Genomic DNA, 11,559 nt, shown 5'->3' with positions numbered 1-11,559 from the left:
GGATCTTCGACTGAGGAGAAACGAAGCCAGACAGCCTTTTCCGCGAAAACCCTCCGGGCGGCGGGTCTTTTGTCCGTGGCCTGCGTTGGCTCGGTCCTTACAGCCCGCGTTGGGGATGCTCGGACCTCGCCGCCTTGGCCACAGCCAAAATCCCTCGCCGCAGGACCCCGCGCAATTTTCGGACACGCTCTAAGCCAGGATCTCCAAATAGACCTTGAACGGCATTGATTTGAACAGGAGGAAACAGAGCCAACAGAGTCGAAGGTTTAGGCGGAAACCAAGGCCCGCCTGCGTTTGACCCAACGCGCGGTGCAGCCTCCTTCCGTGTGCGAGTTTGCTGCCTCTGTGATCTCTGTTACCTCCTGTGAAAACACTGCCGGACCATGGTTGAGACACTTGCTGGTTTCTGTTGCCGGCTTGTCCACCTCGCTGAAAGCGATGGGGTCATGACACCTCCTCTCGCCCAGGTCGTTCTGGCCGCTTCGTTTGCGAAACGTTGTCAATCCGTGGGCCGTGCTTCACAATGCCGTTCGAGTGAACGTTCAAGCTCAATTTGACAATCTGCTGGCCGGCAGCGAGCCCGTGCTCGCCCTCGCGCCCATGCAGGACGTGACGGATTTGCCGCTCTGGCGGCTCATGGCGCAATATGGCGGCGCCGACTTGTATTTCACCGAATACTTCCGCGTCCACGAAACCTCGAATCTGGATCGAATGATTCTTCGGTCGATCACTGAGAATCCCACGGGGCAGCCGGTCGTTGCGCAAATGATCGGCAACGACATCCCGTCCCTCGTCCGGACGGCTCGCGAACTCCAGCAATATCCCATCGCCGGGGTCGATCTGAACCTCGGCTGCCCCGCGCCCATCGTCTATCGGAAATGCGCGGGCGGCGGATTGCTCCGCGAACCGGAGCGAGTCGATGCGATCCTCGGCGCGTTGCGGGACGCGATTTCGATCCGGTTCACGGTGAAGACGCGGATTGGATTTGAATCACCTGACCGCTTCGACGCACTGCTGAGCATCTTCGCGCGGCATTCGCTGGACTTGCTCACGGTCCACGGAAGGACCGTGCGCGAAATGTATCAGCCAAAGGTCCATTACGATCTGATCGCTCGGGCCGTGGAATCGGTGCCATGCCCCGTGCTGGCCAATGGCAATGTGGATTCCACGGAGACAGCGCGCGAAATCCTGGCAACCACCGGCGCGCGAGGCCTCATGATCGGTCGGGGCGCGATCCGCAATCCGTGGCTGTTTCGCCAAATTGAACAGAGTTATCGCGGCGAGCTCGTGTGGGAGCCAACCGGCTTCGACGTCCTCGATTACATCCGCGACCTGTTTGTGACCGTCCTTGCGCCGTCAATCGCTGAGGCGGCGCACATTCAGAAAATGAAGAAGTATATGAATTTCATCGGCGAAGGCGTGGAGCCGAGTGGCGAGTTCCTGCACCAGATCCGGCGCGTGACGACCGAGGCGGATTTCTTCCGCGTGTGCGAGGCATTTCTCAGCCACGATCAGCCCGTGGCGCTGGCTGCCTTCTCCAATGCCAGGGTCATGGACAAAGTAGCGCAGAATTGAATTCTGCTGTATCGCGGATTTGCAATCCGCATGGTCTCGGCGGGTTGGGTGCGCTTGGATCTCCGACGCCCTGCCGAATACAATTCGGCAATACGGCAGATTTGAGAATCTGCGCTACTTTATGAACAGCCCTGTCTCCAACGCGCGCAGCACTTCCTCGTCGCTCGTCTGCGGAAAACTCCCGTAGTACTGCCCGACGGCCTGGAAGTTCGGATCGATGAGCAACGCCACCGTGTCATCGCACACGCTGGCCAGCCGGGCCATGCCATTGGTCGAAGCCACCGGTACGGCCACGGTGATTCGCCTGGCGCCCTGCTTTTTCGCGGAACGAACGGCCACTTCGGTGGTCGCTCCGGTGGCCAGACCGTCATCGACCAGAACCACGGATTTGCCGTCGATCGGACTCCGCTTCCCGCGCTCGAATTTTTTCACGTAATCCTTCAGCCGCGCGGTTTCCTCGGCAATGACCTCATCCAATTCCTCTCGGCTCGCTTCGGTCCGGTCCACGACGTGCTGGTCCAGCACCACGGTCTCGCCTTCCGCGAGCGCGCCGACGGCGAACTCGCGAAAACGCGGATGGCCAATCTTACGCACGACGAGGACGTCCAACGGCCGTTTCAAGATGCGCGCGATCTCCGCCGCGACCACGACGCCGCCGCGCGGCAAACCGAGGACCACGTCCGCCTGGACGTGCCGGGCGGCCAGCGCGCGTCCGAGTTTCTCGCCCGCTTCCTTTCGAGAGGCAAAGGTCATGGCGTGGTCGATTCGTGACTGTTCAGGGCAACCGCGAATGAACGCGAATTCACGCGAATGAACCGGGCAGAACTCGGCAGCAACCCAACAAAGACTCCCGATACACGTGAATTGGCGTGCATTCGCGGTTGGCCTTTACGTCCGTCTTATCGGGAACGCGAGTGCAGCGGCATGTAAAGCGCCAGACTGCGGCGGTGTTCCTCGCGGGTCGCGGCGTCGTAAAATTCGATGGGATTGTAGTCGTCAGTCAAAACGATGCCATGAGCGGGATCAGAAGTGCGGGATGACGCATAGGCGCTGCGCGCGCGTTGCCGGACGTGGGGGTGGACCGTCTCGAAATCGGGCTCCTTCAGAGGACGCAGATCCGGCTGATCCGAAGCTACAAAAAACACATTCACCGTGCCGCCGCTCCCATCCGAATGAGCCCGCACGGATTTGAACACCTGGCGCAGCGTTTTCTCCAGCGAAGCGGTGAAGTAGTCCCGCCCCGGCTCGAACGATCCAAAGCTGTTAATGACCAGCGTGCCGTTCTCTTTAAGGATGCGGCGCATCGCGCCGAAGGCATTCGTGGTCATGAGATGCGACGGTGAAGAATCTCCCAGGAACGCGTCCAGGATAATGGTGTCGTATTTCTCTTGCGTGTCGTTGACGAAATGCCGCCCGTCGCCAATGAACAGATTGAGCTTCTCAATCTCACAGTCGAAGTGGTTCGTCGCCACGGCGACGACACCGGGGTTGATCTCGACGACGTCCACCTTGACTCCTTCGCGAGCGAACTGCATGGGCACAATTCCCACGCCCAGTCCGATGCAGAGCGCGCGTTCCAGGCGCGGGGTGTAGGCGTGCGCCAACTGGTGCAACGCGTAAGTGAACAGCGCGAGGCTCTTCTTTTGAACCGGATCGTAAATGTTTTGAACAAGGTAGTCGTTGTAATAATAGCGCTCGGAGCTGCCCTTGTGCTGGGTCACTTGCAACAAGCCAAAATTTGAATTGGCGCGGTAGAGTTCATCCGTCGTCGAAGTGCGGACGAGCTTTTCCTTCGTGGTTCCGCCATACCCGAGCAGAAGGCCGAAGGCGATTCCAACGGCGGCCGCAGGCGATGCGCCTTTGGCAGTCTCCCACAAAAAGAAATACGCCGCCACGATCGCCATGAGAAATCCGGAAGTGCAATACATCGTCTTCGAGTTGGGCAGAAAAGGCACCACCACGTAGCCAATGAGCACCGTGCCCACGACGCTTCCCAAAGTGCTGATAGCGGTGAGCCGTCCGATAATGCCGCCGACGTTCTCCACGGAAACGGTCAGCACGCGGACCAGAAACGGCCCGACCATGGCGAGCAACGCCAGTGGAACGAAGAAAAGAAATAGCGCGGCGATCAACGAACCTAGAGCCAGTTTGAATTTCAGGCACCAGTAGGAAACCGGCTCGACAATCACAATCGTCAGTCCCAGATAGATGGCGGCGATCAAGACGCAGGCGTAGATTCGGCTTAACCTCGGATTCCGGTCCACAAGCCGGCCGCCGGCGTAATAGCCGGTCGCCAGCGCGAGCAGGGTGACGCCGATTTGCGCGGTCCACACGAAGTGCGAAGTGCCAAAGAACGGCGCGAGCATCTTGGCGCCCAGAATCTCGATGATCATGATCGCCGCGCCGGTGCAGGCGGCCGAGAAATAGAGGTATCGGCGCAGCGCAGGCGACAGCGGTTGCTCGGAAACGGGAGCGGGCTTCTTTTTCACGCCCGTCTTCTACTGATTAAATTTGAAATTTGAAATTTGAAATTTGAGAATCGCGCCGCCGTGCGCAAATACTGGCATGTCCTCAATATCGGGATTCAGAACACGCTCGTGTACCGGATCAATTTCCTCTTCCGCAGCGTGTTCGGCCTCATTCCGTTGATGGCGACGATTTACCTGTGGAAGGCGGTCTATGCGAGCCGGGACTCCGCCGAGGGCGTGGCGGGTTACACGTATGCGTCCATGGTTTCGTACTATCTGCTCGTGACGCTGGTGGACATGCTCACCGCCGTCAATGAAGATGACTGGCAGATCGCGGCGGACATTCGGGACGGAAACATCAACCACTTTCTCATCAAACCCATCGATTACCTGAGCTACCGGCTTTGCCTGTTTCTGGCGGGGCGGATGATTTATACGTTGGTCGCTCTCGTTCCGGTAGGCTTGTTCGTTTTCCTGCAGCGAGAGTACCTGGTCTGGCCGCCGGATCTGTCCACGCTGGCGATTTTTCTGATCGCAACGCTCCTGACCGGACTGCTCCAGTTTTTCATGTCCTTCACCATGGCGCTGCTGGCGTTTTGGGTCCTGGAGGTGTCCACATTCATTTTCATTCTGTTTGCGTTCGAGTACATCGCGGGCGGACATTTGTTTCCGCTCGATATCCTGCCGCCGGCGCTGACCCAGGCGCTGACTTACACGCCGTTTCCGTATCAGCTTTTCTTCCCCGTCAGCATTTATCTCGGCCGCACGTCGGGGGCGATGTTGTGGCAAGGCCTGTTGATTCAAATCTTTTGGGTCGCGGCGTTCTACGTTCTGGCGCGGGTGGTGTGGAGCCGCGGCATTCGCAAGTACACGGCGGTGGGCGGATGACGGAGTCGTGAGAGCGTTACAAGCGTTGACGCGTTGCCAGGTGAAACGGTGAACGGCGTAGTAAAGACAACATGAAATCTGAACAGTCGCTCGTTATTCAGAATGGAACGGTGATTCTGCCGGACCGCGTGATCCAACGTGGCATCGTGATCTGCCAACATGGCCGCATTGCCGGGGTCGGGGAGCGCGGATCAATCGAGATTCCCGCCGGCGCGAATTTCGTCGATGCCGGAGGAGGCTTCATTGGTCCGGGCTTTGTCGATATCCATGTTCATGGTGGCGCCGATGCGGACTTTATGGACGGGACCGAGGAGGCGGTTGGGCAAGTTGCGCGCGCTCACGCCCGTCACGGAACGACGACGATCTTTCCCACGACCACGACCGGATTGCCGGAACAGATTTTCGCCATGCTTCACAGTTGTCAGGCGGTCAAACGGAGCGATGCGGTTTCCAACGGCGCGCGCATTGGCGGAGTCCACTTTTACGGCCCGTACTTCGCCGAGGCGAAGGTGGGATGCCATTCGCAAAGTGGACGGCGCGACCCGGACCCGGAGGAGTATTTGCGCGCGTTTGACATGGACATTATCCGCGTCGCGACGTGTGCGGCTGAGTTGCCGGGGGCGGAGGCCTTTTACGGGGAGGCCAGCCGGCGCGGGTACCTCGTTACATGCGGGCATTCCGACGCCAGTTGGTCCGAGATGAAGCGAGCGTTTGAGTCCGGAATGCGGCACGTGGATCATTTCTGGTGCGCGATGAGTTCGGTGCCGAGCATCCGGGCGCGGTTTGGGACGCCGTCACAAGGGAGCATGGAGCAGTTCGTCCTGATGCACGGCGAGATGAGCACCGAAGTCATTGCGGATGGCTGCCACCTGGCGCCGGAGCTTCTGGAGTTTGCGTTCGTCATGAAAGAGCCGAGCCGGCTTTGCCTGGTGACGGACGCGAATCGAGCGCTGGACATGCCTCCGGGCAATTATCGATTCGGGCCCAAGGAGGACGGGGAATGGTTTCAGAGCGACGGCAAAGTGGGTTTCATTCCGGGCGGTGGATTAGCCAGTTCGGTCGTGGGCATGGACACGATGGTCCGAAACATGACCCGGATGACGAGCGCAAGCCTCTGCGAAGCCGTACGCATAGGCAGCCTGACGCCGGCGGAACGCGTGGGAATGGAGCGAGAAATCGGCAGCCTGGAAGTCGGCAAACGCGCGGATGTGCTCGTGCTGAGCAAGGAACTGGGGGTGAAAAGAGTGTTCATCGGTGGCGTGGAATTCACGACGCCACAAGGCGACAATCCATAACAAGGTGGGGCGAGGCTCCTGCCGAGCCATTCCTCAATGGTGGCGGCTCGGCAGGAGGCTCGCCCCACCGTCGTTTACTGAGGGATGACCGAAGCTCTCCTGCGCCGTGCGTCCGTAGTCCTGGGCTCCGCAACTAGCTCGCTAGCTTTCCAACGGTATCGCCTCGTCGATGAGCATGATCGGAATGTCCTGGCGGATGGGATACACGAGTTTCTTGTCCGAACGGATCAAGCCGCCGTCGAGGCGTTCCTGGACGGGCTGGCCGGCCCGGTTTTTGAGTTGGCCGGCGCTGATTTTTTCATTGAGCTGGCCGACGAGCGCGGGTTCGGCCAGTTCGATGGGCTGGTGCGTCTCCGGGCAACACATAATCTTGAGAAGTTCTGGATCGATCATAGGCCTTTGGCTCACTTTCGTTTCTTGGAAGGCTTGCTCTCTTTGTTGTCGGACTTCAACGCCCGGTTTGCGGCCTCGTAAACCTCCCTCAAGGGCGCGTTCGCCTCGGCGGCCAGTTTCTTGCAGGATTCGAATTCGGGCGTCATGTGAACTATATCACGGTTGAGTTTGCCAAGCTTCATCGCGACCTCGCCGAAAGGAGTTTTGATCTGGGTGGTCTCTCGGCGCAACTTCCGGCGTTCCGCCATGGAACGCCGCACCCCGAAGGCGCTGGTCTCACGCAGCAGCATTTCGGCAAACTCATCCGCGCGCTCTGCGGAACAGAGCACGGTCAGCAACACGCCGGGACGGTTTTTCTTCATTTGAACGGGCGTGTGAAAAACGTCCAGCGCGCCGCGCGCCAGGGCGTGTTCCACAAAGTGGCCCAGAATTTCCGGATGACAGTCGTCGAGATTGGTTTCCAGCACGGCAATCGTGTCCGTCTCCCAATCGTTCTCAGACGCCGATGCGCTCCTCGACGAAGGCGCAAGCGACACCTCTCCGAGCACTGCGCGAAGAACGTTCGGACGGGTCTGGTTGTCGCGCGTTCCCAGTCCGTAGCCGACCTTCGCCGCCACCAGGTTTTGCATGGGGCCGAAACTCTCGGCGAACTCAGCCAGGAGCGCCGCACCCGTCGGAGTAATCAGCTCGTGCGGCTCGTCGCATTGGGTAATCGCAACGCCACGCGCGCCCAAAATCTCCAGCGTGGCCAGGGTGGGAATGGGAAAGCGGCCATGCGCGCAGTGAACCCAGCCCGTGCCATCGACGCGCGCCCAAAATCTCCAGCGTGGCCAGGGTGGGAATGGGAAAGCGGCCATGCGCGCAGTGAACCCAGCCCGTGCCATCGACGGCCGGAGCAGCCAACACGCGAGGTTTTCCGAGCATCTCCAGGGCCACGCACGCGCCGACAATATCGACGATGGAATCGATCGCGCCCACTTCATGGAAATGAACCTTCTCCGGAGGCTGGCCATGGATTTTGCCTTCGGCCACGGCAATGCGCTGGAAAATCGACAGCGCTCGTTCCTTCACCCAAGTTGAAAGGCGGCTCTGCTGGATCAAAGACTTGATTTCGCCAAAGCCGCGGCTGTGTTCATGCTCCGCGTCATGCGAGTGTTCGTCTTTCTGGTCGTGCGCGTGGCTCGAATGCTTGTGCGTGTGCGCGTGAGCGTGTTCCTCATGACTTTCATGACCGTGCCCGTGATCGTCGTGGTCCTCGTGGTGGTGGGGGTGATGAGGATGACCGTGTTCGTCCTCGTGGTGGCCGGACACATGGACATCGAACTTCACTCCCTGGATATTCGACTTCTGCTTCCGCGTGGCATGCAGGTGGTATTCGTGGAGCCCGAGCTTGGCCAATTCGTCTTCGAGCCACTGGAAATCGACTCCCAGGTCAATCATTGCGCCCAGGAACATGTCGCCGCTGATGCCGCTGAATGTGTCCAGGTAAAGCGTTTTCATGGAGACTCAATCCCGTCGTTTGCTCTCGGATGTGGTTTCAGGCGGGTTGCCTTCCGTGGCCAGGGCGTTGATCTGGCTCGCCGTGTAACCGGCGCCGAATCCGTTGTCGATATTTACAACGGTCACTCCCGTGCCGCAACTGTTGAGCATGCCTAACAAGGCGGCCAGCCCGCCAAAGTTCGCTCCATACCCGATGCTGGTCGGAACCGCGATCACGGGCCGTCGAACCAAACCCGCCACAACGCTCGGCAGCGCGCCTTCCATGCCGGCGACGACCACCAAGACGTTGGCGCTCATCAATTCTTCGAGGTGCGCGAGAAGGCGGTGCAGTCCGGAAATTCCCACGTCATAAATCCGCCGGACGTGATTGCCCATGATGTCGGCCGTAACTGCCGCTTCTTCCGCGACAGGCAAGTCGCTCGTCCCCGCGCAAAGCACGGCGATGGTGCCGGGGCGCTTCGGGAAGGGGCGTTTCTCGAGGGTGATGCAGCGGGCTTGTTCGTGGTAAACGGCGCGCTTGATGTGTTTGGAGATCGCCTGCGCCTGGGCAGCATTCACGCGCGTAATCAGCAGACGATCCTCCTGCTTCCAGATTCTGCGGGCGATGGCGACGATTTGGTCCGCGGTCTTTCCGGCGCCGAAAATGACCTCCGGAAATCCCTTCCGCAGGGCGCGGTGAGTATCGACTTGAGCGAATCCCAGATCGGCCAGAGGCGCGGCCTGGAACGCGTGAAGCACTTTTTCGCGGCTGACTTTTCCCAGGCGGTAATCTTCGAGCAGTTGGGTCGCTTCCGTGGTTGTCACGCGGGCAAAATGTCACGAAACATTCCAGGGGTCACGCAGGAAAAGACTGTAAGGCCCCACTTGATTAAAGCCGGTGGGGCGAGGCTCCTGACGAGCCGGTCCATCGCGCTGTCGATTGAATTTGGCTCGCGAGGAAGCGGGTAAGCGAGAGGCCTGATGGCCACTCCCTCCCCCTTGTCGCGCTGAGGTCCATTCCTCAGATTGAAGATCGGGTTTAACCGGCGGCGCAAGTCCTACGGACACCCTCACCCCATCCGATCGGGAGAGGGATGGGGTGAGGGGCCCTCGTCTCATTTTGAAAGCGAAGTGGAATTACCTCGCTCAACCTCCTGGCTCGGCGGCCCTTTCTTCCGCGCAGAAGAAGTGAACTTGTTGTCTCGCGCTCCTGACGACAACGGAACTTCCTGCTTTGATCGGAATCAGGCGCCCAGGAGAGCCGGTCAGTACGACATCGCCTTTCTTCAGGTTTAGTCCGTGACGCGTCAGGGCGGACACCAGCCAACGCAGCGAACCGAGCGGACCGTTGGGCAGACTCACGACGCTTTTGTGCTCAACCAGACCGCCGTCGATTTCGATCCGGATTTCAGCGCGATCCAACGAGGCAAGATCTCGTTCACCGGGGCCAACGGGCGAAATAAAGCCTGCCTGAATGGCGTTGCCGGCGACCAGTTCCTGGCTGGTGGGTTTCCTCCCGCGAAAGACGTGGTTGTGAAGTTCAATGACCGGGAACCAGCACTCGACAAAGTCTGCGACGTTGTCGAGGTCAGCCAGCAGGGTTGTCGGGACGTTCCGCTCCAGACGCAACGCGATTTCTCCTTCAATCGCCATGTTCGCGAAGCGCCTGGCAGGAAGTTGGCAGTCCGAAATCCAAGCTTCGGTCTTCCACAGATATCCATGAACGGGTTGGCGCAGTCCAAGCTGGTTTTGAATCACGTAACGCCGACCTTGCAGTCGGCAGGTTCCCAGGCATTCGCGCCTCATGGACCACGAGGTCGGAGACTTCCCAGTTTGCCGGCTCGAAAGCCGGGGTTACGAACAACGCAGGTGCACCATGCTCGATTCCGATCGTCCTGCTTATTTCACCTTGCGCGTGGAGCGATCCATCATCCAGAGCATGTCGAGGTTGTTCGGCGAAGCCACATTCAAGGACAGGAGCTGCCCTTTGCGGAGCACCGGCATGGTGCGGGGATCTTTCCATTTCTTGATCTCCGAGTGGCCATCCGCGAAGGACAGGCCGCCCGCCCCGCCATGATAGCTGGCCGGGTAATCCACAATCTTCCATTGCTGCGGTTTGTCGGGATATCCGGTCATGCCGACGACCATTTCGCCGTCGTTGATGCTGTCTTCGCGTTCATCCAAGAACACCCAAGTCATCGTGGGCCCCGGCTCGATCAGGTCGCTCATTTTTTTGTAAACGCGGAAGCCGCTGCCGAACGACTCGGACGTCGGTCGAATTGAACCAGGCGTTCATAGCGATGCTGCGCACGCGGGATAATTCACGTTGTTGTTCTTGACCGTGCTCTTGTCCGCCGGACATTTCCAGAGGCCCGGCGTGCTTCCGGAATACGGCCAGAGAATGCTCTTGGTGATGTCCTGGTTCAGATCCCAGTTGCTGCGATTCGCCCCATTAAAGTCCAGCGAGCCATGGACCCACTCGGTGGGGCCGTACGACTGCGGGACGTTGTCCTGGAAATCGTCCACGTATAATTTCCACGCCATCATCATCTGGCGACCATTGTTCAGGCAGGCGATGCCTTGGGCTTTGGTTTTGAATTTGGCCAAAGCCGGCAACAACATGCCGGCCAGGATCGCGATGATGGCGATGACGACGAGCAGTTCGATCAGTGTGAAGGCAGCGGTCTTCTCCTGGTCGAGCCGTGGGAATGGCCGGCAATTAGTGTGCATGAATGGCTCTTTTGGTTAGCCCCGGTCTTGCGTCTCGGCGGGATAGTTCCCCTCCTGGGAGGGGTGAAGGGGTGGGTTGGTTCATGGGCAGCTCCATCGGTTGGTCCCTCTTACGCGAGCAGCTTCTTCAGATTTTGGAAACTGCGTTCGATACCCTCCAGCCCTTTGTAGGCGTTGCTCTCCTCTTCGATGATGTACCACTCCGTGCCCGCGACGGTCTCGCAAGCTTCGAGCACTTGCGGCCACTTGATCTCGCCTTCGCCGATCAACGCGTCGCGTTTGGTGGGGGAATACTCTTTCACGTGAACGTTCAGCACGCGGCCAGGAAATTTCTTCAAGTAAGCGACGGGATCGGCCCCGCCGTGGATGCAATGGCCGATGTCGAGTTGCACGAAGACGTCCGGGCTCGCCTTGCTGAAAAAGACATCCTCCGGAATCTCGCCGTCAATCGCTTTGAACTCGGCGGAATGGTTATGGTAACCGACGCGCATGTGGTGCGGTTTCAATTTCTCCGCGATCTCGCTAAAAGTCTCGGCGTTCTTGGCCCAACCTTCGATGCTTTTGGTCCCGGGCAATCCGCCGGGCACCACCAAATATTTGTTCCCCAACGTTTCGTTGAACTCGACCGTCTTAGAGCGTGTCCGAAAATTCCGCGGGGTCCTGCGGCGAGGGATTTTGGCTGTGGCCAAGGCGGCGAGGTCCGAGCATCCCCAACGCGGGCTGTAAGGACC

11 protein-coding genes and 1 pseudogene are annotated in these 11,559 nt (G+C 59.3%); 3 read left to right on the top strand and 9 right to left on the bottom strand.

Annotation, left to right across the window (positions count from 1 at the left end; all coding sequences use genetic code 11):
• Positions 1-600: 600 nt before the first annotated feature.
• Complete coding sequence (locus tag FJ398_20525; GenBank protein ID MBM3840300.1) at positions 601-1,575, top strand: tRNA-dihydrouridine synthase family protein; 975 nt, start codon at positions 601-603, stop codon at positions 1,573-1,575.
• A gap of 114 nt (positions 1,576-1,689) precedes the next feature.
• Here the strand turns inward: FJ398_20525 and FJ398_20520 are convergent, their stop codons facing one another.
• Complete coding sequence (locus tag FJ398_20520) at positions 1,690-2,328, bottom strand: phosphoribosyltransferase (GenBank protein MBM3840299.1); 639 nt, start codon at positions 2,326-2,328, stop codon at positions 1,690-1,692.
• 146 nt (positions 2,329-2,474) lie between these two features.
• Positions 2,475-4,064, bottom strand: a complete 1,590-nt coding sequence (locus FJ398_20515; protein MBM3840298.1) for a spermidine synthase — start codon at positions 4,062-4,064, stop codon at positions 2,475-2,477.
• A 36-nt stretch (positions 4,065-4,100) separates the two neighbouring features.
• Here FJ398_20515 and FJ398_20510 point away from each other — a divergent pair, with 36 nt between their 5' ends.
• Positions 4,101-4,931, top strand: a complete 831-nt coding sequence (locus FJ398_20510; GenBank protein MBM3840297.1) for a hypothetical protein — start codon at positions 4,101-4,103, stop codon at positions 4,929-4,931.
• Between the two features lie 71 nt (positions 4,932-5,002).
• Positions 5,003-6,226, top strand: a complete 1,224-nt coding sequence (locus tag FJ398_20505) for an amidohydrolase family protein (protein ID MBM3840296.1) — start codon at positions 5,003-5,005, stop codon at positions 6,224-6,226.
• Between the two features lie 141 nt (positions 6,227-6,367).
• Here the strand turns inward: FJ398_20505 and FJ398_20500 are convergent, their stop codons facing one another.
• From FJ398_20500 to FJ398_20470, 7 genes and pseudogenes are all read right to left on the bottom strand, one after another.
• Positions 6,368-6,619 carry a hypothetical protein gene (locus FJ398_20500; protein ID MBM3840295.1) on the bottom strand — a complete coding sequence of 84 codons (252 nt, stop codon included), beginning with the start codon at positions 6,617-6,619 and terminating at the stop codon, positions 6,368-6,370.
• An 11-nt stretch (positions 6,620-6,630) separates the two neighbouring features.
• Positions 6,631-7,690, bottom strand: a pseudogene (locus FJ398_20495) (LarC family nickel insertion protein).
• A 435-nt stretch (positions 7,691-8,125) separates the two neighbouring features.
• Positions 8,126-8,923: a nickel pincer cofactor biosynthesis protein LarB gene (larB, locus tag FJ398_20490; protein MBM3840294.1), complete on the bottom strand. Its 798-nt coding sequence runs from the start codon at positions 8,921-8,923 to the stop codon at positions 8,126-8,128.
• A 321-nt stretch (positions 8,924-9,244) separates the two neighbouring features.
• Positions 9,245-9,904: a hypothetical protein gene (locus FJ398_20485; protein ID MBM3840293.1), complete on the bottom strand. Its 660-nt coding sequence runs from the start codon at positions 9,902-9,904 to the stop codon at positions 9,245-9,247.
• A gap of 93 nt (positions 9,905-9,997) precedes the next feature.
• Entirely contained in the window at positions 9,998-10,327 is a 330-nt protein-coding gene (locus FJ398_20480) for a hypothetical protein (GenBank protein ID MBM3840292.1), read from the bottom strand.
• Positions 10,328-10,390: 63 nt separating this feature from the next.
• A complete protein-coding gene (locus FJ398_20475; protein ID MBM3840291.1) occupies positions 10,391-10,828 on the bottom strand; it encodes a type II secretion system protein in 438 nt (145 codons plus the stop codon).
• 110 nt (positions 10,829-10,938) lie between these two features.
• Positions 10,939-11,517 carry a sugar phosphate isomerase/epimerase gene (locus FJ398_20470; GenBank protein ID MBM3840290.1) on the bottom strand — a complete coding sequence of 193 codons (579 nt, stop codon included), beginning with the start codon at positions 11,515-11,517 and terminating at the stop codon, positions 10,939-10,941.
• Positions 11,518-11,559 lie beyond the last annotated feature (42 nt).

Source organism: Verrucomicrobiota bacterium (assembly GCA_016871535.1).
In the GTDB taxonomy this organism is placed as follows: domain Bacteria; phylum Verrucomicrobiota; class Verrucomicrobiia; order Limisphaerales; family SIBE01; genus VHCZ01.
This window is presented reverse-complemented; position numbering and strand designations above follow the sequence as displayed.